This is a genomic window from Xanthomonas sp. NCPPB 1128 (genome assembly GCF_001043115.1).
In the GTDB taxonomy this organism is placed as follows: Bacteria; Pseudomonadota; Gammaproteobacteria; order Xanthomonadales; family Xanthomonadaceae; genus Xanthomonas_A.
The window spans coordinates 49,458-75,103 of the sequence record NZ_LFME01000018.1 but is presented as its reverse complement, the minus strand read 5'-3'; the positions used below and the strand labels follow the sequence as shown (position 1 = coordinate 75,103).

The following is a 25,646-nucleotide window of genomic DNA, read 5'->3' as shown; positions in this document are numbered from 1 at the left end:
CCGGCCTCACCGCTACAGCGATGCCAGACGCCTCGCCAGTTGCGCGATGTCCTGCGGCGTGGTGCGACAGCAACCGCCGATCAGGCGGGCGCCGGCCGCGCGCAAGGCAGCGAGGTGCTCGACCAGGGTGCCGGCATCGGCGCTGTCGGCCTGCCAGCATTTGCGCTCGGCGTCGTAGCGCTCGCCAGCGTTCGGATACACCACCAATGGCAACCGCGTCAGTGTCGCCAGATGGCGCAACGCCGCGGTGGCGAGCGACGGCGTAACGCAGTTGACGCCGAGCGCGACCACCTGCAGGTGGCCGTCGAGCAACGCCACCACCTCACGCAACGGCGCGCCGTCGCTGAGGTGCGTGGCATCGCGCAGCGTGCAGGCGAACCAGGCGACGGTCCGCGGGAACGCCTCAAGCACGTCCAGCAACGCTGCCATTTCCGCCAGCGACGGTTGCGTTTCGCAGGCAAGCAACTCCACGCCGGCCTCGACCAGGGCGGCGTTGCGCGGACGATGGAAATCGCGCATCTGTGCCGGTGCCAGCACGTAGTCGCCACGATACTCAGCACCGTTGGCCAGGTAGGCGCCATACGGACCGACCGAGCCGGCGACCAGCAAGGGTCCCGCGTGCGGATGCCGCGCGAGATGCGCCTGCCGTGCCTGCTGCGCCAGTTCGACGCTGCGCGCGATCAAGCGTTGCGCGTGTGCGAGGTCGATCCCGCGCGCGGCGAAGCCCTGCGGCGTGGCCTGGTAGCTGGCGCTGATCGCGCACTGCGCGCCGGCGGCGAAATAGTCCTGGTGCACCTGGCGGATCAGGTCCGGCTGTTCCAGCAGGATCTTCGCCGACCACAACGGATCGCGCAGATCGCACCCGCGCCTTTCCAGTTCGGTGGCCAGCGCGCCGTCGAGCACCAGGCACCGGTCCTCGGCCAACAGCGCGGCGAGCGGGTTGTGCGGCATGTCGCGGCCTCGCAGCGACGGAACGCGCAGTGTCGCAGACGGCACACGCACCGGTGCAGTCGCGACGCTGCGCTATCCTCCGCAGATGGATCGCTCGATTTCGCTCGCGCCGGGTCAACCCATGACCTTCATTGCACTGACCCCGATGTTGCGCTGCGCCGACCTGGCCACGGCGCTGGCGTTCTATACCGATACGCTGGCGTTTCGCCTCGACGGTGGTGCGGTGGCGACGGGCTGGGTGTCGCTGCGGCACGGCCCGCTGACACTGATGCTGGCCGCGCAACATACCGAGGCCGATACCACCGCTGCCAGCGCTGCTTCCTCGCTGTACTTCCGCACCGACGAGGTCGATGCCTGGTGGCAGCGGCTGCAGCCGCATGGGCGCACCGTCTATCCGCTGCAAGACTTCGCCTACGGCATGCGCGAGTTCGCGATCCGCGATCCGGACGGCCATCTGCTGCAGTTCGGCCAGGCGCTGTGCCGATGAGCCTGACCCTGGACGGCCTGCACCACGTGGCGATCATCGCCTCCAACTACGCGCGCTCCAAGGACTTCTATAGCCGCATCCTGGGCCTGCCGGTGATCGCCGAGGTCTACCGCGACGCGCGCGACTCCTGGAAGCTGGACCTGGCCCTGCCCGACGGCAGCCAGATCGAACTGTTCTCGTTCCCCGCGCCACCGCCGCGGCCCAGCCGCCCGGAAGCCTGCGGGCTGCGCCACCTGGCGCTGCGCGTGCGCGACCTGGACGCAGCCGTCGCACACCTGCAAGCGCACGGCGTGGAGGTCGAACCGATCCGCGTGGACGAATACACCGGCCGCCGCTTCACCTTCTTCGTCGACCCCGACGACCTGCCACTGGAGCTGTACGAGATCGGCTGAGCCTGCTGGACCGGGCCAAGCGCACCGACGAACGACGGGCGCCTCGACCAAAGCAGCAATGACTTCCGGCGCATGCGACAGCGTCGCCGACCCCCAACAATCGAAGCCAGACCAGGGGGAAGGTGCCGCATGCTGCAGATCCGCGCGTTGTCCAAGACCTACGCCAATGGCGTCCATGCACTGCAAGGCGTCACGCTGGACATCCCGCGCGGCATGTTCGGGCTGCTCGGCCCCAACGGCGCGGGCAAGTCGTCGCTGATGCGTACCCTGGCCACGCTGCAGGAGGCCGATAGCGGCAGCGTCACCCTCAGCGACGCCGATGGCCACGCCATCGACGTGTTGCGCGACAAGGATGCGCTGCGCCGCAGGCTGGGCTATCTGCCGCAGGATTTCGGCGTCTATCCCAAAGTCAGCGCGCTCGACCTGCTCGACCATTTCGCCGTACTGAAAGGCCTGACCGAGCGCCGCCAACGCAAGGACGTCGTCGAAGCGCTGCTGCAGCAGGTCAACCTGTGGGACGCGCGCAAGCGCAAACTCGGCACCTATTCCGGCGGCATGCGGCAACGCTTCGGCATCGCGCAAGCGCTGCTCGGCAACCCGCAGTTGGTGATCGTCGACGAGCCCACCGCAGGCCTGGACCCCGAGGAGCGCAACCGGTTTCTCAACCTCCTGGCCGAAATCGGCGAGAACGTGGTGGTGATCCTGTCCACCCATATCGTCGAGGACGTCACCGACCTGTGCCCGTCGATGGCGATCATGAACAAGGGCCAGGTGCTGCTGAGCGGCCGCCCCAACGACGCCATCGCCACGCTCAGCGCGCAGGTGTGGCGCAAACAGGTGCCCAAGAGTGCGTTGGCCGACTATGAGGCGCGCTTCACCGTGCTGTCGACCCGGCTCGTGGCCGGCAACCCAGTGATCCATGTGTTCAGCACCGACTGTCCCGAAGCGGGGTTCGAGCCGGTCGCGCCCGACCTGGAGGATGTGTATTTCCAGTGCCTGCGTCAGCAGGCGCGGGCCGCCTGACGGAGCGCCGACCATGACCCTGGCCTTCCTGCGCTTCGAGTTGCGCGAGCAGCTGCGTTCTCCCCTGCTGTGGCTGCTGGCCGCGTTGCTCGCCCTGCTCGCCTTCGGCGCCACCTCCAGCGACGCGGTGCAGATCGGCGGCGGCATTGGCAACGTCCATCGCAATGCCCCCTCGGTCGTGATCACCATGATGACCGTGTTCACCCTGATCGCGCTGCTGGTGGCGACGCTGTTCGTGAGCAACGCGTTGTTGCGCGATTTCGAGCTGGGCACCGCGGAACTGGTGTTCTCCGCGCCGGTGCGGCGTCGCGACTACCTGGCAGGGCGGATCGGTGCGGCATTGCTGGCGTGCGTGACGATGTACCTGATCATCGCGCTCGGCATCTTCGTCGCCCAGTTCATGCCGTGGATCGATCCGGCACAGCTGGGGCCGGCCTCGGCGTCGGCTTACCTGTGGGCGCTGGCGGTGATGGTGTTGCCGAACGTGCTGTTCGCCACCGCCTTGCTGTCGCTGTTGGCGGTGACCGCGCGCAGCATTCTCTGGGTGTACGTGGGCGTCATCGTGTTCCTGGTGCTGTACGGCGTCAGCCGCGCGGTGCTGGCCGACTTGGACAACGTGTGGATCGCGACCTTGTCCGACCCGCTCGGCATCCGCGCGCTGGCACAGACCATGCGCTACTGGCCGGCCGAGGAGCTCAACCACAACCTGCCCGAACTCAGCGGCTACCTGCTGGGCAACCGGCTGCTGTGGCTCGGCATGAGCGTGGCGTTGTTCGCAGCCACCTTCGCACTGTTCCGCACCGAGCGCAGCGGCACCGGCCGGCGCGTCGGGCGGCGGCGCCGCCAAGCCGCCGCCGCGACCGCAGCGGTTCCCTCCACGGCTGCGGTCGCGCTGCGCGTGCCGGCCACTGCGCCGTTTGCCCAGGCCGGCGCGCACTGGCGGCAGTTGCTGCGGCAAGTGCGCTTCGACACGGCAGGCGTTTTCCGCAGTGCTCCGTTCCTGGTGCTGCTGTTGCTGGGCATCGCCAACTTCGTACCGCAGGCGGTGTATGGCAACAGCCTCTACGGGACCGACGTCTGGCCGGTGACGTCGGTGATGCTGCAGTCGCTGCAGAACAGCTACAGCTTCCTGCTGGTGATCATCGTGCTGTTCTATGCCGGCGAACTGGTGTGGAAGGAACGCGGCGCGCGCATCGACGGCATCACCGACGCGATGCCGGTGCCGAACTGGATACCGCTGCTCGGCAAGCTGCTCACCCTGATCGCCGTGATCGCCGCGTTCCAGGCGGTCGGCGCGATGGCCGCGATCGCAGCCCAGCTATGCAAGGGCTACTTCCACGTCGAACCGCTGTTGTACGTGAAGACCCTGGCGCTGGGTTCGGTGTTCTACGTTCTGATGGGCGGCATGGCGCTGGTCCTGCAGGTGCTGAGCAACAACAAGTTTCTCGGCTATGCGCTACTGGTGCTATTGCTGATCGGACAGGTGGCGCTGTCCATGCTCGACTACACGCAGAACCTGTACAACTTCGGCAGTTGGCCCAATGCGCCGTACTCGGACATGAACGGCTACGGCCACTTCCTGCCCGGCCAGCTGTGGCTGCAGGGCTATTGGGGGTTGTTCCTGCTGACGCTGCTGTTGTTGGCGGCGGCGTTCTGGCCGCGTGGCGGCGGCAACGGCGCACGCCAGCGGCTGCGCCTGGCGGGGCAGCGGCTGCGCGGCGCGCACGGCGTCGCCACCGCGCTGGCGCTGTTGGCCTGCGCCGCGGTCGGCGGCTGGATCTACTGGAACAGCAACATCTACAACACCTACCGTTCTCCGGACCAGGAACTGGATCTGCAGGCCCGCTACGAACGCGAGTACCGCAAGTACAAGGATCTGCCACAGCCGCGCATCGTCGCCGTCGCCAACCAGGTGGATCTGCATCCCGAGACGCAGTCGGTGCGGGTGGACGCGGTATGGACGGTGCGCAATCCCCATGCCGCGCCGATCCGCGAGGTGCACATCGCCATGTCCGGCGAGGACGGCGACCGCAGCCTGGTGTCGGTGGACCTGGGCGGGCAGACCCTGCTCAAGCACGACATGGCACTGGGCTATCGGATCTACCGGTTGGCCACGCCGCTGCAGCCGGGCGAGCAGCGCGATTTCCGCTTCCGCATCGAACGCCGTCCGCATGGTCTCATCGTGCAGCAGGCGCAGAGCGAGATCGTGGAGAACGGCAGCTTCTTCAACAGCAGCATGCTGCCGGGCTTCGGCTACAACGAGCAGCAGCAGATCCAGGACCGCAACGAGCGCCGCAAGCGTGGGCTGGGCGAACCCACCCGCATGCCCAAGCTCGAGGACCAGGCCGCGCGTGCCAATACCTACATCAGCGACGATGCCGACTGGATCGATTTTTCCACCACCATCTGTACCGCGCCGGACCAGATCGCGCTGGCGCCTGGCTACCTGCAGAAGGAATTCCGCCGCCAGGGCCGGCGCTGCTTCAGCTACGCCATGGACAGGCCGATGCTGAACTTCTACGCCTACTTGTCGGCACGCTGGCAGGTCCGCAAGGCGCGCTACAAGAACATCCCGATCGAGATCTACTACGACGCCAAGCATCCGTACAACGTGCAGCGCATGATCGAGAGCACGCAGAAGTCGCTGGCCTACTACGAACAGAACTTCAGCCCGTACCAGCACCACCAGGTACGCATCATCGAGTTTCCGGGTTACCAGAACTTCGCACAGTCCTTCGCCAACACCATCCCGTACTCCGAATCGATCGGCTTCATCGCCGACCTGCGCGACCCCGACGACATCGACTACGTGTTCTACGTCACTGCACACGAAGTGGCGCACCAGTGGTGGGCGCACCAGGTGATCGGCGCCAACGTGCAGGGCGCGACCATGCTGTCCGAATCGCTGGCGCAGTACTCGGCGTTGATGGTGATGGAACAGGAATACGGACGCGCGCACATGCGCCGCTTCCTGAAATACGAACTGGACCGCTACCTGGGCGGGCGTGGTGGCGAGCGCCTGGAGGAGCTGCCGCTGTACCGGGTGGAGAACCAGCAATACATCCACTACCGCAAGGGCTCGCTGGTGTTCTACCGGCTGCGCGAGGAGATGGGCGAACAGGCATTGAATCGGGCGCTGCACGCCTTCCTGCAGGCCAAGGCGTTCCAGCAACCGCCGTACACCACCTCGGCCGAACTGCTGCAGTTCATCCGCGCGGAGGCGCGCCCCGACCAGCAGACGCTGATCGACGATTTGTTCGAGAAGATCACGTTCTACGACAACCGGGTACAGTCGGCGACCGCGCACAGGCGTGCCGACGGTCGCTACGATGTGACCTTGACGTTGCATGCGGCCAAACACTACGTCGACGGCAAGGGCAAGGAGCGCGACGCGGCGCTGAACGACTGGATCGAAGTCGGCGTGTTCGCCAAAGGCCCCTCGGGCAAGGAACGCGACGAGAAAGTGCTGGCGCTGCAGCGCATCCACGTGACCACGGCCACGCCCACGGTCACGCTGACGGTGAACGGCCTGCCCAGCGAGGCCGGCTTCGATCCGTACAACAAGCTGATCGATCGCGTCTCTGACGACAACCGCAAGCAGGTGACGCTGCAATAGCCTGACGCCGCCTTGTCCGCCGCAAGCAGGCGGGGCGGCGAATGCCTGAACCAGCCGGCATGCAAGGATTCCCAGCACCATACGCTTGGGTATACAGTCGGATCAGGCCGGCATCGCGCCGGCCGCACCGGACATCCCTCGGGAGGGGAACATGCGCACGACCTTCAAGACCCTGATGCTGGCCCTGCCGCTGAGCGCGGCGGCATTCATGGCGCACGCCGCCGACACCTCGCCGGTCGGCCGCTGGCAGACCATCGACGACGAAACCGGCAAGCCCAAGTCGATCGTGCAGATCGAACAGGCCGCCAACGGCACGCTGAGCGGCAAGGTGGTCGAGATCCTGCAGTCCAACCACGGCCCCAACCCGATGTGCGACAAGTGCGACGGCGAGCGCAAGGGCAAGCCGATCAAGGGCATGACCATCCTGTGGGGCCTCAAGCCCGACGGCACGGCGGTGTGGGACGGCGGCTCGGTGCTGGACCCGGCCAAGGGCAAGACCTACAAGGCCAAGGTCACCCTGACCGACGGCGGCAAGAAGCTGCAGATGCGCGGCTACATCGGCATCGAGGCCCTGGGCCGGACGCAGACCTGGATCAGGGAGTAGAAGCTGGGAATCGGGAGTGGAGAATCGGGAATCGTAAAAAGCTGCATCTGCTGGCCTGATGCCCCTCCATTCCGACAAGGCGCCTGCAAAGGCGCCTTTTTCGTGGCTATCGGGTCGAGGACCACCGCTCTTGCGATTCCCCATTCCCGACTCCCCATTCCCAGCTCCATGCAATAATCCCCGGCCCCCAGCATCGCCGGCCGCCATGACCACCGCACTCGTCACCACCGCCCTGCCCTATGCCAACGGACCGCTGCATCTGGGGCATCTGGTCGGCTATATCCAGGCCGACATCTGGGTGCGCGCGCGGCGGCTGCGCGGCGACCGCACCTGGTTCGTGTGCGCCGACGACACCCATGGCACGCCGATCATGCTGGCCGCGGAGAAGGCCGGAGTCACGCCCGAGAGCTTCATTGCCGCCATCCAGGCCAGCCACGAGCGCGATTTCGCCGCCTTCGGCGTGGCCTTCGACCACTACGACTCGACCAACTCGGCCGCCAACCGCGCGCTGACCGAGGCGTTCTACGCCAAGCTCGACGCCGGCGGCCACATCGCGCGGCGCTCGGTGGCGCAGTTCTACGACCCGGCCAAGGGCATGTTCCTGCCCGATCGCTACATCAAGGGCATCTGCCCGAACTGCGGCAGTGCCGACCAATACGGCGACAACTGCGAGGTCTGCGGCGCCACCTATTCCCCGACCGAACTGAAGGAGCCCAAGTCGGTCATCTCCGGCGCCACGCCGGAGTTGCGCGATTCGGAGCATTTCTTCTTCGAGGTCGGCCGCTTCGACGGCTTCCTGCGGCAGTGGCTGGCCGGCGACGTGGCCCTGCCCGGGGTCAAGGCCAAGCTGATGGAATGGCTGGACAGCGAGGGCGGCCTGCGCGCCTGGGACATCTCCCGCGACGCGCCGTACTTCGGCTTCCAGATTCCCGGCCAGCCGGGCAAGTATTTCTACGTGTGGCTGGACGCACCGATCGGCTACCTGAGCAGCTTCCAGACCCTGTGCGCGAGCCTGGGCGAAGCATTCGAGCCGCACCTGGCCGCCGGCACATCCACCGAACTGCACCACTTCATCGGCAAGGACATCGTCAACTTCCACGGCCTGTTCTGGCCGGCGGTGCTGCACGGCACCGGCCATCGCGCGCCGACCCGGCTGCACGTCAACGGCTACCTGACCGTGGACGGCGCCAAGATGTCCAAGTCGCGCGGCACCTTCGTCATGGCCCGCACCTACCTGGACGTGGGCCTGGAGCCGGAAGCGCTGCGTTACTACTTCGCGGCCAAGTCCTCCGGCGGCGTCGACGATCTCGACCTGAACCTGGGCGACTTCGTGGCGCGGGTCAATGCGGACCTGGTCGGCAAGTTCGTCAACCTGGCCAGCCGCTGTGCCGGCTTCATCGACAAGCGCTTCGGCGGCACGCTCGCCGACGCGCTGCCGCACCCGGCGCAGTACGCGCGTTTCGTCGCCGCCCTGGCGCCGATCCGCGAGGCCTACGAGCGCAACGACCCGGCCAGCGCGATCCGCCAGACAATGGCTCTGGCCGACGAGGCCAACAAGTACATCGACGAACACAAGCCGTGGGTGCTGGCCAAGCAGGACGGCGCCGAGGCGCAACTGCAGGCGGTGTGCACGCAGGGTCTGAACCTGTTCCGGGTGCTGGCCGCCGCGCTGAAGCCGGTGCTGCCGCGCACCTGCGCCGAAGCCGAGGCGTTCCTGTCTGCACCGCTCACCGCCTGGGAAGACCTCGACGCCCCGCTGCTGGCGCACGTGATCCAGCCCTACACCCCCCTGTTCACCCGTATCGACCCCAAGCTGCTCGACGCCATGACCGACGCCTCCAAGGACACCCTCGCCCCCGCCCCGGCCGCAACCAAGCCGGCACCGGCCAAGACCGAAACGAAGGTCGCTGCGAATCCCGAATCCCCACTCCCCACTCCCAGCGTCATCGGCATCGACGACTTCGCCAAGCTCGACCTGCGCATCGGCAAGGTGCTCGTCTGCGAGTTCGTCGAAGGCTCGGACAAGCTGCTGCGCTTCGAACTGGATGCCGGCGAGCTGGGCAAGCGGCAGATCTTCTCCGGCATCCGCGGCAGCTATGGCGAGCCGGACAAGCTGGTCGGCCGCAACGTGGTGTTCATCGCCAACCTCGCCCCGCGCAAGATGCGCTTCGGCCTCAGCGAGGGCATGATCCTGTCGGCCGGCTTCGACGGCGGCGCCCTGGCCCTGCTCGACGCCGACAGCGGCGCGCAGCCGGGCATGCCGGTGCGGTAAGGCCGGGAAAGGAGAATAGGGAATCGGGAATCGCAGAGCTGCAGCCCGCCGCCAGACCCGCTTTTACGATTCCCGTTTCCCCATTCCCCATTCCCATGGACTTGGCACTCTTCGACTTCGACCACACGGTCACCACCGCCGATACCTACTCGGGGTTCCTGCGCCGTGTGGCCACGCCGGCGCAGCAGGCGCGGGCGCGCTGGGCGGTCGGGCCCTGGCTGGCCGGCTATCGGCTGGGCATGGTGTCGGCGGCGGCGTTGCGCACGCGGGTCACCCGGCTGGTATTCGCCGGACGCGATGCAGACGACATCGCCCGCCAGGCCGAACACTATGCGCAGGACGCGCTGCCCCCGCTGCTGCGGCCGGACATGATGCAGCGGATCGCCTGGCACCAGGCGCAAGGCCACACCGTGGTGCTGGTCTCCGGCTCGCTGGACCTGTATCTGCGGCCCTGGTGCACGCAGCATGGGCTGCGCATGATCTGCAACCGCCTGGAAGTGCAGGACGGGCGCCTGACCGGCCGCTATCGCCACGGCGACTGCGGGCCGCGCAAGGCCGCGCTGATCCGCATGCAGTACGACCTGAGCGCCTATCAGCGCATCTACGCCTACGGCGACAGCCGCGAGGATCGGCCGATGCTGGCGCTGGCGCACGAGCGCTGGTACCGCGGGCGCCGGATCTCCTGAGCCGATGACGCTGCGCCAGACACCGCCGCCGCTGCCGTCCACTGCGCAGCGCGTGGCCGCCTCGGCGGCACGCAGCGACGCCGAGACGCGGCCACCGCGCGACCGCAGCGCGGTCATCGCCTTGTCGATCGTGGCGCTGGCGATCCCGCTCGGCATCGCATTCGCCATCAGCGTATGGGGATGGAGCATCCACGGCCCGGCGCGCAGCGACGACGCCTGGGTGGCGCCGACGTCCTCGCGCCCCGGTGGCGCCATGCCCGGCACGCCGGCCGCCGTCTCCACGCATGCGTCCACGGACGAGCGACGGTGGTGATCGCCCGGTTCCGCGAGGACGCGCTGCCAGCGATCCGGGTCGGCCAGGCCGCGCAGGTGCGCGTGGCCGGCGGTGCGGGAATCGGTTGGGTCGGCCACGTGCAGGCGATCGGCGCCGCCGCGCAGGAGGCGGGGGCGACGCGCGACACGACCGCCCAGGCCGGCAACCATGTCCAGCGCGTGCAGCGCCAGCCGGTGCGGATCGTGCTGGACCGTGCGCAGGCCGCACCCATCACACTGGTGCCGGGCACCGCAGTCCTGGTCGAGATCGACACCCGCAGCGCGCGCTAGCGACGGGCCACGGTGCGGCCACGCTACACTGTGCGGGCCGGCCACACCGGCCTTTCCGCTTCTCCGCCTCTGTTGCACCGCGCGCGCTGCCGCGCGCCGCCTCCGCCATGACGCCCGCCCACGACACCCTGCTCGAACGCCTCGATCGCCTGCTGCCGCAGACCCAGTGCGGCCAATGCGGGTTCGACGGCTGTCGCCCCTATGCCGAGGCGATGGCGCAAGGAACCGCGCAGGTGGATCGCTGCCCGCCCGGCGGCGACGCCGGTGCGCGCGCGCTGGCGCGGGTACTCGGGGTCCCCGTCCTGCCCTATGACCGCAGCCGCGGCACGCACGCGCCACCGCAGGTGGCGTGGGTGGTCGAGGCCGACTGCATCGGCTGCACCAAGTGCATCCAGGCCTGCCCGGTGGATGCCATCGTCGGCGGCGCCAAGCACATGCACACGGTGCTGGCGCCCTTGTGCACCGGCTGCGCGCTGTGCCTGCCGGCCTGCCCGGTGGACTGCATCGTGCTGCGCTGAGACGCCCGCGCAGCGCGGCCGCCACCGCGGGCGCATCCGGATCGGCGCCGGCCGCGTATGTCCTGGTGTCATCCCACCGGAGCGCCGTGCATGCCGACGTCGACCGCCGCCTTCCCGCTCACCCGACCGTCCCTGCCGCTGGCCCTGGCTCTGGGCGCCGCCGCGCTCGTCGCCGCCGCGCCGGCCAAGGCGATGCTGCACTACGAGGGCATCGCCTATGCCGCCGATAGTAAGCAAGTGCTGTACCGCGAAAGCCACTGGGTGCGCGAGGATGGCGCACGCTTGGTGCTGTACCAGTGCGCCGATGGCGCCGCGTTCGCGCGCAAGCGCGTGGACGACGGCAGCGCCGCGCCGGCCTTCGAACTGGTCGATGCGCGCAGCGGCTACCGCGAAGGCGTGCGCCGCAACGGCAGCGGGCGCGAGATGTTCAGCCAGGCCAGGGGCCAGGCCGAACGCCGCGCGCCGCTGCCGAAGAGCGCCGAGGCACAGGTGATCGACGCCGGCTTCGACGCCTACCTGCGCCAGCGCTGGGACAGCCTGGGCAACGGCGCACCGCAGCAGATCGCCTTCGTACTGCCCAGCGAACTGCGCACGCTCGACTTTCGCATCACCCCTGGCCCGGCCGCTGCCGAGGTGCAGCGCTACACCCTGAGCCTGGCCGCCTGGTACGGCACGCTGCTGCCCGACCTCAGCGTCGCCTACGCACGCAAGGACCGGCGTCTGCTCGAATTCCGCGGCGTCGGCAATATCCGCGATGCGCGCGGCCGCTACCCGAACGTGCGCATCGAGTTTCCCGAACGCTTGCGCGGCCAGGCCGACGATGGCGCCTGGCAACAGGCGTTGCAGCAACCGCTGGTCGCGCAATGCAGCGCGCGCTGAGCCACGCCGCCAGCGCATTCACGCCGGCCTGCGCCGCACCCGCTACAACCATGCCTGCGCACCGCTCGCGCATCGACGAGGACACCTCATGGCCAAGGCCTACCTGTGGTTCAACGCCGCGCTGTACGCGCTCCTGGCCGTCTGGTGCACGCTGCTGCCGGCGCAGACCGCCGCAGCGGTGGGCTATGTCGGCCTGGACCGCTCCGGCCAGTCCGAATACCTGGTCATCTACGGCGGCCTGCAGTTGGGCATGGCCTTCCTGTTCGGCTACTTCGCCCGCACCGGGCAACTGCGCACCGGCCTGCTCCTGGCGCTGGCGTTCTACGTGCCCATCGTGCTCTACCGCAGCGCCAGCCTGCTGCGGCTGTGGCCGGTGGGCCCGAGCACGAGCGGCCTGGCCGCGTTCGAGATCGTCCTGCTGCTCATCGCCCTCGTGCTGTGGCGGCGCCAGCGCGCCTGAGCGACGGCCGCGGCGAAAGCCTGTAGCATCGCGCCGACCTTCGCCACCGTCTCCCGGCATGACCGAGTCGCCCGATCACGACGAAGCAGGACAATTGCTGGTCGCCACCGCCGCCGGCGACAGCGCCGCGTTCGAACGCCTGTACCGCGCCACCGCCTCGCGCCTGTTCGGCGTGTGCCTGCGCATCGTGCCGCAGCGTGGCGAGGCCGAGGACGTGCTGCAGGACGTGTTCTCGTCGGTCTGGCGCAAGGCCGGGCAGTTCGACCCGCAGCGCGCGCGCGGCCTGACCTGGCTGACCATGATCGCGCGCAACAAGGCCATCGATCATCTGCGCGCACGCGCCCCGGCGCGGCAATCGGTGGCGCTGGACGACGCCGGCGAGCTGCAGGACGAAGGCCGCGATCCGCTCGCCGACACCGAGTGGCGGGTGGCCGGCCGGCGCCTGGACGTGTGCATGGGCGAACTGGAGCCGCCGCGCGGCGAGCTGATCCGCACCGCGTTCTTCGAAGGCATCACCTATGAGGAACTGGCGCACCGCAGCGGCACGCCGCTGGGCACGGTCAAGAGCTGGATCCGCCGCGGTCTGGCCAAACTGAAAGCGTGCCTGGAACGATGAACGCCTCCGTGCCCGATCCGCAGGAAACCCCGCCGCCGCGCGACGTGCTGGCCGGCGAATACGTGCTCGGCGTGCTCGACGCGCAGGAGCGCCGCGCTGCCGAGGCGCGCATCGACAGCGACCACGAGTTCGCCGCAGCGGTGCTGCAGTGGCAGCAGCACCTGATGCCGCTGGCCGACGAGATCGCCCCGGTGGCGGTGCCCGAGCGCGTGTGGGTGCGCATCCGCGCCTCGCTGGGCCTGGATGCGCCGGCGCCGCGCGCGCGGCCCGCCGCGCCCGGATTCTGGGACAGCGTGCGGACCTGGCGCTGGCTCAGCGCCGGCGGCTTCGCCACCGCCACCGCCTGCCTGCTGGCACTGCTGCTGGCGCGTGCGCCGGTGCCGCCGCCGGCCGCGCAGCCGCCGCCGGTGGCCACCACCACGCCCAAGCCCAGCGGCATCGCGATGACCTCCACGCTGATGCAGGACGACGGCAAGCCCGGCTACGTGGCGCTGATGGATGCCGACAAGCGCAGCATCACCCTCACCCCGCTGGGCGACAATCGCGATAGCGCGCGCGTGCCCGAACTGTGGCTAATCCCGGCCGACGGCAAGGCGCGCTCGATGGGCGTGTTCGACGAGGCCAAGGCGCGCGTGTCGCGCATCCCCGATGCGCTGATGCCCTTGCTCAGCGACGGCGCGGTGCTGGCGGTGACCATGGAACCGCCCGGCGGCGCGCCCGGCGGCGTCGCCACCGGCCCGGTCGTGGCCAAGGGCGGCATCAGCACGCTGCAACTGGCGCCGTAGACAATTCCCCTTCTCCCATGCGGACCATGGCCCCCTTTTCGGGGGAAGGTGCCCCGCAGGGGCGGATGAGGGTACGGGCGAAGCCTCGTGGACCTGATTCCGCGAGGCGCTTCGCGCCGTACCCTCACCCCAACCCCTCTCCCGATGGGAGAGGGGCGATAACGCCTGGCGCTCCAGGTGCCTTGCACGTGCCGCACGCAGGCTGTGCCGCTCTCATCTGCAAGAACCCGGCGCGCATTCACCCGCCCACCACTCGTGCGCAGGCAACATCGCCGCCGCCATCGCGCATCCGCACGACAGCCAGATCTTCCGATTCGTGCGACGCCTGCGCTGCGCCGTCGTGGCCGCCATGCCGCGCCCGCAGCCGTGCAGGGGAAATGCGACGCGGGTGCATCCGTCTTCCGGTTTCGCCCGTATCGCTCCCCAAGTCCCCCAATGAGACGCGCTTGTGCCGAGTCCCGTTCCGGAACGCTCCCATTCCACAATGCCGCCTGCGCAGCGCAGCCGCATCCTGCGCACCCTGCGGCGCTGGTTCGACACAAGCGCCGAGATCGAACTCGATCCGGCACGCGCCGACCGCATCGACTGGCTGCGCGCCGCGCCCTACATCGGCCTGCACCTGGCCTGCCTGGGCGTGTTCTGGGTCGGTGTATCGTGGTTCGCCGTTGGCATGGCCGTGGCGATGTACGCGGTGCGCATGTTCGCGCTCACCGGCTTCTACCACCGCTATTTCGCCCACCGCGCATTCAAGACCTCGCGCCCGGTGCAGTTCCTGTTCGCCGCGATCGGCGCCACCTGCGTGCAGCGCGGGCCGCTGTGGTGGGCCGCGCACCACCGCAACCATCATCGCCACACCGACACCCCGGCCGATCCGCATTCGCCGCGCCAGCACGGTTTCTGGTGGAGCCATAGCGGCTGGTTCCTGACTCCGCGCGGCTTCCGCACCGATTGGGAGGCGATCCCGGATCTGCGCCGCTTTCCCGAACTGCGCTTCCTCGATCGTTTCGACCTGCTGCTGCCGGTGCTGCTGGCGCTGGCGCTGTTCCTGCTCGGCGAGTGGCTGCAGCAGCACGTGCCGCAGCTCGGCACCGATGGCCCGCAGTTGCTGGTGTGGGGTTTCTTCGTCTCCACCGTGGCGCTGTTCCATGCCACCTTCACCATCAACTCGCTGGCGCACCGCTTCGGCAGCCGCCGCTTCGACACCCGCGACGACAGCCGCAACAACCTGTGGCTGGCGCTGCTGACCTTCGGCGAAGGCTGGCACAACAACCACCATTTCTTCCCCGGCGCCGCGCGCCAGGGCTTCCGCTGGTGGGAACTGGACCTGACCTGGTATGGACTGAAGGCGCTGTCGTGGACCCGCATGATCCGTGAGCTCAAGCCGGTGCCGGCCGGGCTGGTACGTGCACAGGCGCGTGCCCGATGAGCCGGATCGCGGTGGTTGGCTCGGGGATCGCCGGCCTCGGCGCGGCGTGGCTGCTGTCGCAGCGTCACGAGGTGACGCTGTACGAAGCGGCCGACTATCTCGGCGGCCATACCCATACCCATGCGATCGAACTGGAGGGCGTGGAATACGCGGTGGACAGCGGCTTCATCGTGTTCAATCCGCAGCACTACCCGCTGCTGAGCGCGTTGTTCGCGCGGCTCGGGGTCGAGTCGCAGCCGACCACGATGAGCTTCTCGGTGCATGAGGAACGCACCGGGCTGGAGTACAACGCCGGCACCCTAGACGGCCTGTTCTGCCAGCGCCGCAACCTGCTGTCACCGCGCTTCTGGCGCATGCTGCGCGACCTGCGGCGGTTCTACCGGGAGGCGCCACAGGCGCTGCACGACGCCACCCTGGCGCAACTGACCCTCGGCGAATTCCTGCAGCGCCACCGCTACTCCCAGGTATTCCGCGACGCGCACCTGGTGCCGATGGCCTCGGCGCTGTGGTCCTCGCCCTCGCGGCAGATCCTCGACTTCCCGATGCGCCAGTTGATCGGCTTCATGGCCAACCACCACATGCTGCAGGTCAGCGGCCGCCCGCAGTGGCAGGTGGTGCGCGGCGGCTCCAACAGCTACGTGCGCGCGCTGCGCAGCCGCTGGCGCGTGCGCGAGCGGCTGGGCACGCCGGTGCGCGCGGTGCAGCGCACCGCGCACGGCAGCGTCGCGATCGCCTGCGATGCCGACACCCAGCAATACGACCATGCGGTGCTGGCCTGCCACGCCGATGACGCGCTGCGCCTGCTGACCGATCCCAGCGACGCCGAAACCGCGATCCTCGGCGCGATCGGCTACCAGGACAACGAGACCGTACTGCACACCGACGCGCGCGTGCTGCCGCGCGACCGCCGCGCCTGGGCCGCGTGGAACGCGCACGTGCCGGCCGATCCGGACGCGCCGTGCACGGTCAGCTACTGGATGAACGCACTGCAGTCGCTGCAGGCGCCGCAGCCGTTCATCGTCAGCCTCAACCGCAGCGATGCGATCGATCCGGCCAAGGTGCTGCGGCGCATGCGCTACCGGCATCCGCTGCAGACCCAGGCGTCGGTGGCGGCACAGGCGCGCAAGGACGAGATCCAGGGCCAGCGCAACACCTGGTTCGCCGGTGCCGGCTGGGGCTTCGGCTTCCACGAAGACGGCCTGCGCAGCGCGGTCGACGTGGCCGCCGCGCTGGGGGTACCCTGGTCATGACCTCGATGCACCGTGCTGCCGTGCCCGCCCCGCCGGCTGGCGCCGTCTCGACAACGTCGGCGGCGGCGGGCACGACCTTGCATGGCCTGCACAGCGCCATGTACACCGGCTGGGTGCGGCATCGCCGCTACGCGCCCAAGGCGCTGGCGTTCCGCTATCCGCTGTTCCTGCTGTACCTGGACCTGGGCGAGCTGGAGCAGGTGTTCGCGCGGCGCTGGCTGTGGTCGGTGAACCGGCGCAACGTGGCCGAGTTCCGCCGCAGCGATTACCTGGGCGACCCTACGCAACCACTGGACGAGGCAGTGCGCGACCGCGTGCAGCAGCACACCGGCGAGCGCCCGCTCGGCCCGGTGCGCATGCTCACCCACCTGCGCTACTTCGGCCACTGCTTCAATCCGGTCACGTTCTACTACTGCCACGACGCGCAGCAGCGCCTGCACAGCATCGTCGCCGAGATCACCAACACGCCGTGGCGGCAGCGCCACGCCTACGTGCTGCCGATGGCGGAGGCGCGCAGCCACGGCATCACGCATGCATGGCGCTTCGCCAAGCGCTTCCATGTGTCGCCGTTCATGGCGATGGCGCACACCTACGCCTGGCGCTTCAGCGAACCCGGCGCGCACCTGCGCGTGCACATGGACGTGCTCGATCCCGCGCCCGCAGCCACGCGGAGGCGCTTCGACGCCACCCTGGTGCTGCAGCGCAGCGCCCTCGACGGCGCCAGCCTGGCGCAGGCGTTGCTGCGCTATCCGGCGATGACCCTGCAGGTCATGGCCAAGATCCACTGGCAGGCCCTGCGGCTGTGGCTGCGCGGCAACCCGGTGCACGACCACCCCGACCATTCCCTTCCGCGAGAACGCCGATGAACGCTCCGCACGCGCCCTCTTCCGCCGCCGCGCTGACCCCTGCCGCACCGCCGCTGCGCGGGCTCGACCGCCTGCTGCGGCAACGCCTGCTCGCCACGCTGGACGGCCTGCGCGAGGGCCAGTTGCGCATCGAGGAGGCCGGCACGCTGACCACGCTGGGCGATGCCGCTGCTGGCGCCGACACGCTGCAGGCGCATCTGCGCATCCACGACCCGCGCTTCTATCGCCAGGCCGCGCTCAACGGCAGCGTCGGCGTCGGCGAGGCGTACATGGACGGGCTGTGGGACTGCGACGACCTGGTCGCGCTGGTGCGCCTGCTGGTGCGCAACCGCGACCGCCTGGACGCGATGGAGACCGGCCTGGCCCGATTCGGCGGCCTGGCGATGCGCGGCCTGCACGCGTTCGCGCGCAATACCCGCGCCGGCAGCCGCCGCAACATCGCCGCGCACTACGACCTGGGCAACCAGTTGTTCGAACTGTTCCTGGATCGCAACCTGATGTACTCCTCGGCGATCTTCCGCGATGCCGACGCCGCGTTGGGCGAGGCCGCGCTGGAACGCGCCGCCGAACGCAAGCTGCAGCGCATCTGCGCCAAGCTCGACCTGCAGCCGCACCATCACCTGGTCGAGATCGGCACCGGCTGGGGCGGCTTCGCACTGTATGCCGCCAAGCACCACGGCTGCCGCGTCACCACCACCACCATCTCGCGCGAGCAGTACGAACTGGCGCGGCAGCGCATCGCCGCCGCCGGGCTGTCGGACCGGGTCGAGGTGCTGCTGCGCGACTACCGCGATCTCGACGGCCGCTACGACCGCCTGGTGTCGATCGAGATGATCGAGGCGATCGGCCACCAGTACCTGGATACCTACTTCGGCAAGGTCGGCAGCCTGCTCAAGGACGACGGCCAGGCGCTGATCCAGGCCATCACCATCGAGGATCACCGCTACGCGCAGGCGCTCACGTCGGTGGACTTCATCAAGCGCCACATCTTCCCGGGCAGCTTCATCCCCTCGGTGGCGGCGATGACCGGGGCGATCGCCCGCGCCAGCGACCTGCGCCTGTTCAATCTGGAGGACATCGGCCCCAGCTACGCGCTGACCCTGCGCGCCTGGCGCGAGCGCTTCATGGCCAAACTGCCGCAGGTGCGCGCGCTCGGCTACGACGAACGCTTCATCCGCATGTGGGAGTTCTACCTGGCCTACTGCGAAGGCGGCTTCCTGGAGCGCTCGATCGGCGACGTGCACCTGTGGCTGAGCAAGCCGCGCGCACGGCCGGCGCAGTTCGCGCCGGCGCTGGCAGGTGACGCATGAGCAACCTGATCAACTACCTGGCCCTGCAGGGGCTGTGGCTGGCCGCGGTGGTCGGCGCCGCGCACGGGCTGGCCTGGGCCGGCCCGGCGGCGCTGGCGCTGTTCGCGCTGTACCAGTTGTGGCCGCGCCGCCGCGCCCGCGGCGACGCCGCACTGATCGCCCTGGCGTTGCCACTGGGCGCCGGCGTGGATGCCGCCATGCGCGCCGGCGACTGGGTGCGCTACGCCGCCGCGCCGCCGGCGCCGTGGCCGCCGTTGTGGATCCTGGCGCTGTGGGCCGGCTTCGCCCTGACCTTCCAGCATTCGCTGGCCTGGGTGATGCGCCATCCCTGGCGTGCGGCGCTGTTCGGTGCCACCGCCGGCCCGCTGGGCTATGTGCTGGCCGCGCGCGGCTGGCAGGCGGTGACGCTGACGCAGCCCTTGCCGCAGGCGCTGCTGGCGCTGGCCGTCGGCTGGGCCGCGGCGCTGACCCTGCTGAGCCTGGCGACGCGCCGCGTGATCGCCGCCACGCCGGCACTGCCCGCAACCGGAGCAGCGCGATGAACGCCTGGCCGCTGCTGCACGTGGGCGTGTTCACCGTGCTGGTCATGCTCGCCGGCTGGGCCTGGCAGCGGCAGACCCGCAATGCCGGCGTGGTCGATGTGCTGTGGTCGGCGTGCATGGCGCTGACCGCGGTGTACTGCGCCTGGCGCGCCGACGGCGCGCTGCTGCCGCGCGTGCTGACCGCCGCGTTGGGCGGGCTGTGGGGCGCGCGCCTGGCCTGGCACCTGGGCGTGCGCGTGTTCGGCGATACGCACGAGGACGGCCGCTATCGCGCCCTGCGCGAGCACTGGCACGGCGACCAGCGCAAGTTCCTGGCGTTCTTCCTCGGCCAGGCGCTGGTGGTGCTGGCATTCGCGGTGCCGCTGTCGGTGGCCGCGCACAATCCGCAACCGCAGTGGAGCGTGTGGACCACGCTGGCGGTGGCGACCTGGCTGGTCGCGGTGGGCGGGGAAAGCCTGGCCGACCGGCAACTGGCCGCGTTCCGCGCCGATCCATCGAACAAGGGCAAGACCTGTCGCCAAGGCCTGTGGCGCTATTCGCGGCATCCGAACTACTTCTTCGAATTCGTGCACTGGTTCGCCTACGTGTTCCTGGCGGTGGGCAGCGGCGCGCTGTGGGTCGGCGTGGCCGCGCTGGGCCCGCTGCTGATGTTCGCCTTCCTCTATCGCGTCACCGGCATTCCCTACACCGAAAAGCAAGCCCTGCGCTCGCGCGGCCGCGACTACGCCGACTACCAGCGCAGCACCAGCGCCTTCTTCCCCATGCCGCCGCGGCACTGAACCCGCGCGAGGAGATCCGCCATGTCCAGCACCTTCGCCACCTCTTCCCCGCCCGCCGCGCCGGCCGAGCCGCTGAGCACGCGCCTGGCCGAATCCGGCCTGCTGCCCGACGCCGTGCTGCGCGCGGCGATGCGCCGGCTGTGCGCACAGCGCCTGCGCGAGGAGCGCGACGGCGGCGCCGATGCAGCCTGGGAACGCCAGCGCCTGCTGATCGAATCGTTGCGCGAGAGCGCCATCGCGATCGAGACGGATGCGGCCAACCGCCAGCACTACGAAGTACCGCCACGCTTCTTCGAGCTGTGCCTGGGCAAGCGCCTGAAGTACAGCAGCTGCTACTGGGACGCGAGCACGCCCGACCTGGACGCGGCCGAAGAACGCATGCTGCAGCTCTACGCCGAACGCGCACAGTTGCGCGACCGCCAGCGCATCCTCGAGCTGGGTTGCGGCTGGGGCTCGCTGACGCTGTGGATGGCCGAGCAGTTCCCCGGCGCGCGCATCACCGCGGTGTCCAACTCACGGCCGCAGCGCGAGCACATCGAAGCGCAATGCCGCGCGCGCGGGCTGAGCAACGTCAAGGTGATCACCCACGACGCCAACACCCTGACCCTGCCGACCGAGAGCTACGACCGCGTGGTCTCGATCGAGATGTTCGAGCACATGCGCAACTACCGCGAACTGCTCAAGCGCGTCAGCCACTGGCTGGTGCCGGGCGGACGGCTGTTCGTGCACATCTTCTGCCATCGCGACCTGGCCTACCCGTTCGAGGTGCAGGGCGAGGACAACTGGATGGGCCGGCACTTCTTCACCGGCGGCCTGATGCCGGCCGCCGACACCCTGCTGCAGTTCCAGGACGACCTGGCGATCGAACGCCGCTGGCTGCTGTCCGGCCAGCACTACGAGAAGACCGCCAACGCCTGGCTGCACAACCAGGACCGCCACCGCGACACACTGATGCCGGTGCTGCAGGCCACCTACGGCGCCGACGCCAAGATCTGGTGGCAACGCTGGCGCATGTTCTGGATGGCCTGCGCGGAACTGTTCGGCTACGAACAGGGCCAGCAGTGGGGCGTGGCGCATTACCGGTTCGTCAGGCGCTGACGCGCTGGGATTGGGGAGTCGGGATTGGGGATTGGCAAAGGCGGCGTGCTGCCGCCTGAACGATTGGTGGCGTTCTGACCCTGTCGCTTGTCGTAGGAGCGGCTTCAGCCGCGACGGGCGTTACCGGTAGTGCCTGTCGCGGCTGAAGCCGCTCCTACGAAGATCAGGGGATACGCAAGCGACGTCGTGACGGGCAAGACGAATCCCCAATCACGAATCCCGACCGCTCAAGCGGCCGCCGTAATCACGATCTCGATCTTCCAGGCCGGGTCGGCCAGCTTGGCCTGCACGGTGGCGCGGGCCGGGGTGTTGCCCGGGCTGACCCATTCTTCCCAGACCTTGTTCATCTCGGCGAACTCGGCCAGGTCGGTCATGTAGATCTCGGCGCGCAGGATCCGGCTCTTGTCGGTGGCGGCGAGCGCCAGCAGCCGGTCGATCGCAGCGAGCACTTCGCGGGTCTGGCCGGCGATGTCGGCGCTGGTGTCCTCGGCGATCTGGCCGGCCAGATAGGCCACGCCGTTGTGCACGGTCATCTCCGACATGCGTGGGCCGGTATCGAAACGCTGGATCATGATGCGCTGTCCTGTAGTGGGAAGACCGCGCCATTGTCGCGCGATTGCGCCGCGGCTGCAGGCGCCGGGCGCCACACGCGGTACGCCACCGGCACCAGCCAGGCCAGGATCAGCACGATCGCCAACTTCTGGGTCAGGCCGCGCGGCGGCGCGCGCCACAGCACATGCACCCACAAGGCGACGAACGCCAGCACCGCCAGCAGCAGCAACGGCCCGGCGCGGCCCCGCCACGCTGCCTGCCGGCGCAGCCACGCACTTTGCAGCAGCATCGCCGTGGTCACGCACAGGAACGCGGTCTGCGCGGATAGCCCGTGCACCAGAGGGGCCAGCAGTGGTGCGCGCTGCGGCAAATAGCTGTCGCCGATCGCCACGCCGCACAGGCCAACCGCAGCGCAGCCGAACAGCAACACCGGCGCGCCGCTGCGTGCGCGTGGCGGTGCTTGCGCATACAGCCCGGCCGCCAGCGCCACCACCCCGGCGGCCAGCAAGACGTAGACGGTGCGCAGCAGCAGGCCGCCGGGGCCATGCAGGTACTGGCTGAGCGTGGCCTGCTGCCAGTGCAGATCGGCGCGCAGGCCCTGCAAGACGATGGCCACGCCAAGGAACGACAGCGCCAACAGCAGCGCCGCGGCACCGGCCAGGCGCGTCCAGCGCGGCGGCGCGGGAAAGGGAGATGCGGACAACGCCATCGACAGGCTCCGGAACCGACACAGACCGTCGTCGCATGCACCGGCCACGGCCCCTGCCGCGGTCCCGACGCCGTGGCGACGTACGATTCCACTATCATGCGCGTCGCCGGCGTGGCCGGTATAGCCTGGAGCGGGCGATGCACGGCGGGAGGAGCGGCATGGGTAAGGAAGGATCCGGTGCGTGCGCTGCGTGGTGCAGCCCGGGATGGCGCCAAGCCCGCCCGCGCAGGATCGCCTTCGCGCCGCTGATCGTTCCCCTGCCGGGACGTGGCGCGTGGCGTCCCAGCAAGGGCGCTGCGCGGCGTGCCAGGGCAACCTGCCTCGCCCCGGCGCCCACACACCACGTCGTAGCCACCTGTTCGTCGCCTTCTCAATGTTCGTAACACGCTTTCATCCAACCGGTATCGCGATGGCCCGTCTTCGTTCCACCTGCAGTTCCGCTCTGGCCCCGCCGCGCACCGCGCGCCGCGCGCCGTCGCGCCTCGCCGCCGCCCGCCCACAATGACCGACACCGCGCCCTCCGCTCCCGCACCCATTCCCGGCTGGCGCCGTGCGCTGCCGGTGCTGGCCAGCCTGGCGATCCTGGCCCTGGCGCTGCATGCGCTGGCCACGGAGTTCAGTACCCACGGCTACAGCGCGATCCGTCACGCCTTCAACCAACTGAGCCTCAGCCAGATCGTGCTGACCCTGCTGCTGGGCCTGAGCAGCTACGCCTGCCTGATCGGCTTCGATGCCGTCGGCCTGCGCCGCAGCGGCCGCAAGCTGCATCCGATGCGGATCAGCATCACCGCGTTCCTGGCGCATGCGGTCGGACAGACCCTGGGCTTCGCCGCGCTGACCGGCGGCGCGGTACGCCTGCGCGGCTACGGCCGGGTCGGGCTGAGCCTGGCCGAGATCGGCCAGGTGGTGCTGATGAGCACGCTGGGCTTCGTGTTCGGCGCCTGGCTGCTGCTGGCGCTGGCCCTGACCCTGGAGCCGGCCGCGGCGGCGCTGGCGCTGCCGGTCGGCGCGACCGCGGTACGCGCGATCGGCATCGCGCTGCTGGTCGGCTTCGCGACGATGCTGCTGCTGGCCGGCCGCGACGGCCGCACCCTGCGCTGGCGCAGCCATGAGCTGTGGCTGCCGGACCGGCGCACCACCCTGGGCGTGACCGCGCTGAGCGTGGTCGAACTGGGCCTGGCCAGTGCCGCGTTCTACGTGCTGCTGCCCAACGAATCGGGCATCGAGTACATCGGCTTCGTCGGCCTGTATCTGGTCGCGGTGGTGGCGGGCCTGGTCTCGACCGTACCGGCCGGCCTGGGCGTGTTCGAATGGAGCCTGCTCAAGCTGTTGCCCGGCGTGGCGCCGGCGGCGGTGCTGGCGGCGGCGCTGATCTACCGCATCACCTACTACGTGGTGCCACTGCTGCTGTCGGTGCTGATGGCCTCGCTGTCCGGCCTGCGCCGGCCGCTGGTCGCCGGTGCCGGCGGCGTGCGCGTGGCCTGGCGCACGCTGCGCCCGTGGCTGCCGCAGATCATCGCCCTGGCGGTGTTCGCGGTCGGCGCGGCGCTGGTCATCGACGGCACCCTGCCCACCCCCAAGCGCCGCCAGGACATGGCGCCGCTGTCGATCATGGAGACCTCGCACCTGCTGGCCAGCCTCGGCGGCGTGGTGCTGCTGCTGATCGGCCAGGGCCTGCAGCGGCGCAGCCATGCCGCCTGGGTGCTGGCGATCGGCATCTGCGTACTGCTGCCGCTGCCGGCCTGGCTGCGCGGCGGCCATGTCTCGGTGGCGCTGTCCTCGCTGGTGGTGGCGGTCGGCCTGTGGGGCGCGCGCCGCGAGTTCTACCGCGAGGGCGCCCTGCTCGACGAGGCCTGGTCGTGGCCCTGGCTGCGCAACCTCGGCCTGGTGTTGATCGCCACGATCTGGCTGCTGTTCTTCGTCTACAGCCACGTCGAATACCAGAACGAGCTGTGGTGGGAATTCGCCACCTCGGCCAACGCGCCGCGTGCGCTGCGCGCGGTGCTGCTGGTCAGCGTGGCGGTGGTGGTGTTCGGGCTGGCGCGGTTGCTGCACAGCACCCGCTCGCCGTTGCCGCCGGCCGATGGCGCGCAACTGGACGCGCTGGCGCCGGTGCTGGCGCAGGCCACCGACACCCAGGCCTGCCTGGTGCTGACCGGCGACAAGGCGCTGCTGCAGGCCGAGGACGGCCCGGGTTTCGTGATGATGCAGCGCTACGGCGGCTCGCTGGTGGCGATGGGCGACCCGGTCGGCGCGCCGGAGGTGGCGCGCGCGCTGATCTGGCGCTTCCGCGAGGAAGCCGACCGCATGGGCCTGCGCCCGGTGTTCTACCAGGTCGGCGAGCAGCACTGGCAGACCTACCTGGACCTGGGCCTGACCCTGGTCAAGCTCGGCGAGGAAGCGATGGTGTCGCTGGAGGGCTTTCACCTGGAGGGCCGCGACCGCGCCGACCTGCGCCAGGCCTGGAACCGCGGCAAGCGTAGCGGGCTGAGCTTCCGCATCGTCGAACCCGACGCGGTGGACGCGCTGATGCCGGTGCTGGCCGAGGTCTCGCAGCAGTGGCTGGAAGACAAGGCCGGTGCCGAGAAGGGTTTCTCGCTGGGCAGCTTCGACCCGGCCTACCTGCGCCGCTTCCCGATCGCGGTGGTGGAGTTCGAAGGCAAGGTCGTGGCCTTCGCCAACCTGTGGCAGGCCCCGGCCGGCCACGGGCTGTCGGTGGACCTGATGCGGCACATCGCCGACGCGCCGAAGGGCACCATGGACTTCCTGTTCATCGAGCTGTTCCTGTGGGGCCGCGACCAGGGCTACAAGCGCTTCTCGCTGGGCATGGCGCCGCTGTCGGGCCTGGCTCAGCACCGCCTGGCCGGCCGCTGGAACCGCTTCGGCAACCTGATCGTGCGCCACGGCGAACGCTTCTACGGCTTCACCGGCCTGCGCCGCTTCAAGTCCAAGTTCGCCCCCACCTGGCGCACCCGCTACCTCGCCGCCCCCGGCGGCATGCACCTGCCCGCCGCCCTGCTGGACGTGACGCGGCTGATCTCGCTGGATCCGCGCAAACCGGAGTGAGGCGGGGATGGGGAGTCGGGATTGGGGATTCGCCCCGGCTACCCCGTTTGCTTGGGCATTTCGCGGCTTCGCGCCGTACCCTCATCCGCCCCTTCGGGGCACCTTCTCCCGGTGGGAGAAGGAAGAGCGTTAGCCCCTCTCCCCCCGGGAGAGGGG

General features: G+C 69.6%; 24 protein-coding genes and 1 pseudogene. 22 read left to right on the top strand and 3 right to left on the bottom strand.

Annotation, left to right across the window (positions count from 1 at the left end; translation table 11 throughout):
* Window positions 1-12 precede the first annotated feature (12 nt).
* A complete protein-coding gene (gene mmuM, locus ACP93_RS12490; RefSeq protein WP_048491008.1) occupies window positions 13-951 on the bottom strand; it encodes a homocysteine S-methyltransferase in 939 nt (312 codons plus the stop codon).
* Between the two features lie 121 nt (window positions 952-1,072).
* Between mmuM and ACP93_RS12485 the strand changes: the two genes are divergently transcribed.
* The 21 genes and pseudogenes from ACP93_RS12485 (at window position 1,073) to ACP93_RS12385 (ending at window position 21,163) form a co-directional block, all read left to right on the top strand.
* The gene (locus tag ACP93_RS12485) at window positions 1,073-1,438 is read left to right on the top strand and encodes a VOC family protein (protein ID WP_048491007.1); all 366 of its coding nucleotides are present in this window, start codon (window positions 1,073-1,075) and stop codon (window positions 1,436-1,438) included.
* Window positions 1,435-1,830, top strand: a complete 396-nt coding sequence (locus ACP93_RS12480; RefSeq protein ID WP_048491006.1) for an SMU1112c/YaeR family gloxylase I-like metalloprotein — start codon at window positions 1,435-1,437, stop codon at window positions 1,828-1,830. The genes ACP93_RS12485 and ACP93_RS12480 overlap by 4 nt, the downstream gene beginning before the upstream one ends.
* Window positions 1,831-1,959: 129 nt before the next feature.
* Window positions 1,960-2,853 (top strand): ABC transporter ATP-binding protein, encoded by an 894-nt coding sequence (locus ACP93_RS12475; protein WP_048491005.1) that lies wholly within the window; start codon window positions 1,960-1,962, stop codon window positions 2,851-2,853.
* Window positions 2,854-2,866: 13 nt separating this feature from the next.
* Entirely contained in the window at window positions 2,867-6,469 is a 3,603-nt protein-coding gene (locus tag ACP93_RS12470) for a M1 family aminopeptidase (RefSeq protein ID WP_048491004.1), read from the top strand.
* Window positions 6,470-6,620: 151 nt separating this feature from the next.
* Complete coding sequence (locus ACP93_RS12465; protein WP_017910211.1) at window positions 6,621-7,073, top strand: DUF2147 domain-containing protein; 453 nt, start codon at window positions 6,621-6,623, stop codon at window positions 7,071-7,073.
* Between the two features lie 205 nt (window positions 7,074-7,278).
* A complete protein-coding gene (gene metG / locus ACP93_RS12460) occupies window positions 7,279-9,345 on the top strand; it encodes a methionine--tRNA ligase (protein ID WP_048491003.1) in 2,067 nt (688 codons plus the stop codon).
* Between the two features lie 95 nt (window positions 9,346-9,440).
* Complete coding sequence (locus ACP93_RS12455; protein WP_048491002.1) at window positions 9,441-10,031, top strand: HAD family hydrolase; 591 nt, start codon at window positions 9,441-9,443, stop codon at window positions 10,029-10,031.
* Window positions 10,032-10,035: 4 nt separating this feature from the next.
* Window positions 10,036-10,344 carry a hypothetical protein gene (locus ACP93_RS12450; RefSeq protein WP_048491001.1) on the top strand — a complete coding sequence of 103 codons (309 nt, stop codon included), beginning with the start codon at window positions 10,036-10,038 and terminating at the stop codon, window positions 10,342-10,344.
* Window positions 10,341-10,634, top strand: coding sequence for an HlyD family secretion protein (locus ACP93_RS12445; RefSeq protein WP_131721623.1), 294 nt, complete (start codon window positions 10,341-10,343; stop codon window positions 10,632-10,634). The genes ACP93_RS12450 and ACP93_RS12445 overlap by 4 nt, the downstream gene beginning before the upstream one ends.
* A gap of 107 nt (window positions 10,635-10,741) precedes the next feature.
* Entirely contained in the window at window positions 10,742-11,152 is a 411-nt protein-coding gene (gene rnfB / locus ACP93_RS12440; protein ID WP_082143449.1) for an Rnf electron transport complex subunit RnfB, read from the top strand.
* A 90-nt stretch (window positions 11,153-11,242) separates the two neighbouring features.
* Window positions 11,243-12,031: a hypothetical protein gene (locus tag ACP93_RS12435; protein WP_048490999.1), complete on the top strand. Its 789-nt coding sequence runs from the start codon at window positions 11,243-11,245 to the stop codon at window positions 12,029-12,031.
* An 88-nt stretch (window positions 12,032-12,119) separates the two neighbouring features.
* Window positions 12,120-12,491, top strand: a complete 372-nt coding sequence (locus ACP93_RS12430) for a hypothetical protein (protein WP_048490998.1) — start codon at window positions 12,120-12,122, stop codon at window positions 12,489-12,491.
* Window positions 12,492-12,549: 58 nt separating this feature from the next.
* Window positions 12,550-13,107 carry a sigma-70 family RNA polymerase sigma factor gene (locus ACP93_RS12425; RefSeq protein WP_048490997.1) on the top strand — a complete coding sequence of 186 codons (558 nt, stop codon included), beginning with the start codon at window positions 12,550-12,552 and terminating at the stop codon, window positions 13,105-13,107.
* Window positions 13,104-13,892: an anti-sigma factor gene (locus ACP93_RS12420; protein WP_048490996.1), complete on the top strand. Its 789-nt coding sequence runs from the start codon at window positions 13,104-13,106 to the stop codon at window positions 13,890-13,892. The genes ACP93_RS12425 and ACP93_RS12420 overlap by 4 nt, the downstream gene beginning before the upstream one ends.
* Before the next feature lie 484 nt (window positions 13,893-14,376).
* The gene (locus ACP93_RS12415; protein ID WP_048490995.1) at window positions 14,377-15,318 is read left to right on the top strand and encodes an acyl-CoA desaturase; all 942 of its coding nucleotides are present in this window, start codon (window positions 14,377-14,379) and stop codon (window positions 15,316-15,318) included.
* Window positions 15,315-16,568, top strand: coding sequence for an NAD(P)/FAD-dependent oxidoreductase (locus tag ACP93_RS12410; RefSeq protein ID WP_048490994.1), 1,254 nt, complete (start codon window positions 15,315-15,317; stop codon window positions 16,566-16,568). Before ACP93_RS12415 ends, ACP93_RS12410 begins: the two co-directional genes overlap by 4 nt.
* A gap of 86 nt (window positions 16,569-16,654) precedes the next feature.
* Window positions 16,655-17,434 (top strand): annotated as a pseudogene (locus ACP93_RS12405) (DUF1365 domain-containing protein); the annotation flags it as partial.
* On the top strand, window positions 17,431-18,744 hold the full coding sequence (locus ACP93_RS12400; RefSeq protein WP_048490992.1) for an SAM-dependent methyltransferase: 1,314 nt from the start codon (window positions 17,431-17,433) through the stop codon (window positions 18,742-18,744). The pseudogene ACP93_RS12405 and the gene ACP93_RS12400, both read left to right, overlap by 4 nt.
* Window positions 18,741-19,286, top strand: a complete 546-nt coding sequence (locus ACP93_RS12395) for a DUF2878 domain-containing protein (RefSeq protein WP_048490991.1) — start codon at window positions 18,741-18,743, stop codon at window positions 19,284-19,286. The genes ACP93_RS12400 and ACP93_RS12395 overlap by 4 nt, the downstream gene beginning before the upstream one ends.
* On the top strand, window positions 19,283-20,065 hold the full coding sequence (locus ACP93_RS12390) for a DUF1295 domain-containing protein (protein WP_048490990.1): 783 nt from the start codon (window positions 19,283-19,285) through the stop codon (window positions 20,063-20,065). The genes ACP93_RS12395 and ACP93_RS12390 overlap by 4 nt, the downstream gene beginning before the upstream one ends.
* Window positions 20,066-20,086: 21 nt before the next feature.
* Window positions 20,087-21,163: an SAM-dependent methyltransferase gene (locus tag ACP93_RS12385; protein ID WP_048490989.1), complete on the top strand. Its 1,077-nt coding sequence runs from the start codon at window positions 20,087-20,089 to the stop codon at window positions 21,161-21,163.
* Window positions 21,164-21,390: 227 nt separating this feature from the next.
* Here ACP93_RS12385 and ACP93_RS12380 read toward each other — a convergent pair whose 3' ends face one another.
* Both ACP93_RS12380 and ACP93_RS12375 read right to left on the bottom strand, forming a co-directional pair.
* Window positions 21,391-21,735 carry a RidA family protein gene (locus ACP93_RS12380; protein WP_010342343.1) on the bottom strand — a complete coding sequence of 115 codons (345 nt, stop codon included), beginning with the start codon at window positions 21,733-21,735 and terminating at the stop codon, window positions 21,391-21,393.
* The gene (locus tag ACP93_RS12375) at window positions 21,732-22,424 is read right to left on the bottom strand and encodes a DUF998 domain-containing protein (protein WP_048490988.1); all 693 of its coding nucleotides are present in this window, start codon (window positions 22,422-22,424) and stop codon (window positions 21,732-21,734) included. The genes ACP93_RS12380 and ACP93_RS12375 overlap by 4 nt, the downstream gene beginning before the upstream one ends.
* A 501-nt stretch (window positions 22,425-22,925) precedes the next feature.
* Here ACP93_RS12375 and mprF point away from each other — a divergent pair.
* Window positions 22,926-25,490, top strand: coding sequence for a bifunctional lysylphosphatidylglycerol flippase/synthetase MprF (mprF, locus tag ACP93_RS12370; protein ID WP_048490987.1), 2,565 nt, complete (start codon window positions 22,926-22,928; stop codon window positions 25,488-25,490).
* The last annotated feature ends 156 nt before the right edge of the window (window positions 25,491-25,646 follow it).

Bases quoted from the DNA above. Each gene is read 5' to 3' on its own strand.
- mmuM (WP_048491008.1), bottom strand. From the start codon at position 951: ATGCCGCACAACCCGCTCGCCGCGCTGTTGGCCGAGGACCGGTGCCTG.
- ACP93_RS12485 (WP_048491007.1), top strand. From the start codon at position 1,073: ATGACCTTCATTGCACTGACCCCGATGTTGCGCTGCGCCGACCTGGCC.
- ACP93_RS12480 (WP_048491006.1), top strand. From the start codon at position 1,435: ATGAGCCTGACCCTGGACGGCCTGCACCACGTGGCGATCATCGCCTCC.
- ACP93_RS12475 (WP_048491005.1), top strand. From the start codon at position 1,960: ATGCTGCAGATCCGCGCGTTGTCCAAGACCTACGCCAATGGCGTCCAT.
- ACP93_RS12470 (WP_048491004.1), top strand. From the start codon at position 2,867: ATGACCCTGGCCTTCCTGCGCTTCGAGTTGCGCGAGCAGCTGCGTTCT.
- ACP93_RS12465 (WP_017910211.1), top strand. From the start codon at position 6,621: ATGCGCACGACCTTCAAGACCCTGATGCTGGCCCTGCCGCTGAGCGCG.
- metG (WP_048491003.1), top strand. From the start codon at position 7,279: ATGACCACCGCACTCGTCACCACCGCCCTGCCCTATGCCAACGGACCG.
- ACP93_RS12455 (WP_048491002.1), top strand. From the start codon at position 9,441: ATGGACTTGGCACTCTTCGACTTCGACCACACGGTCACCACCGCCGAT.
- ACP93_RS12450 (WP_048491001.1), top strand. From the start codon at position 10,036: ATGACGCTGCGCCAGACACCGCCGCCGCTGCCGTCCACTGCGCAGCGC.
- rnfB (WP_082143449.1), top strand. From the start codon at position 10,742: ATGACGCCCGCCCACGACACCCTGCTCGAACGCCTCGATCGCCTGCTG.
- ACP93_RS12435 (WP_048490999.1), top strand. From the start codon at position 11,243: ATGCCGACGTCGACCGCCGCCTTCCCGCTCACCCGACCGTCCCTGCCG.
- ACP93_RS12430 (WP_048490998.1), top strand. From the start codon at position 12,120: ATGGCCAAGGCCTACCTGTGGTTCAACGCCGCGCTGTACGCGCTCCTG.
- ACP93_RS12425 (WP_048490997.1), top strand. From the start codon at position 12,550: ATGACCGAGTCGCCCGATCACGACGAAGCAGGACAATTGCTGGTCGCC.
- ACP93_RS12420 (WP_048490996.1), top strand. From the start codon at position 13,104: ATGAACGCCTCCGTGCCCGATCCGCAGGAAACCCCGCCGCCGCGCGAC.
- ACP93_RS12415 (WP_048490995.1), top strand. From the start codon at position 14,377: ATGCCGCCTGCGCAGCGCAGCCGCATCCTGCGCACCCTGCGGCGCTGG.
- ACP93_RS12410 (WP_048490994.1), top strand. From the start codon at position 15,315: ATGAGCCGGATCGCGGTGGTTGGCTCGGGGATCGCCGGCCTCGGCGCG.
- ACP93_RS12400 (WP_048490992.1), top strand. From the start codon at position 17,431: ATGAACGCTCCGCACGCGCCCTCTTCCGCCGCCGCGCTGACCCCTGCC.
- ACP93_RS12395 (WP_048490991.1), top strand. From the start codon at position 18,741: ATGAGCAACCTGATCAACTACCTGGCCCTGCAGGGGCTGTGGCTGGCC.
- ACP93_RS12390 (WP_048490990.1), top strand. From the start codon at position 19,283: ATGAACGCCTGGCCGCTGCTGCACGTGGGCGTGTTCACCGTGCTGGTC.
- ACP93_RS12385 (WP_048490989.1), top strand. From the start codon at position 20,087: ATGTCCAGCACCTTCGCCACCTCTTCCCCGCCCGCCGCGCCGGCCGAG.
- ACP93_RS12380 (WP_010342343.1), bottom strand. From the start codon at position 21,735: ATGATCCAGCGTTTCGATACCGGCCCACGCATGTCGGAGATGACCGTG.
- ACP93_RS12375 (WP_048490988.1), bottom strand. From the start codon at position 22,424: ATGGCGTTGTCCGCATCTCCCTTTCCCGCGCCGCCGCGCTGGACGCGC.
- mprF (WP_048490987.1), top strand. From the start codon at position 22,926: ATGACCGACACCGCGCCCTCCGCTCCCGCACCCATTCCCGGCTGGCGC.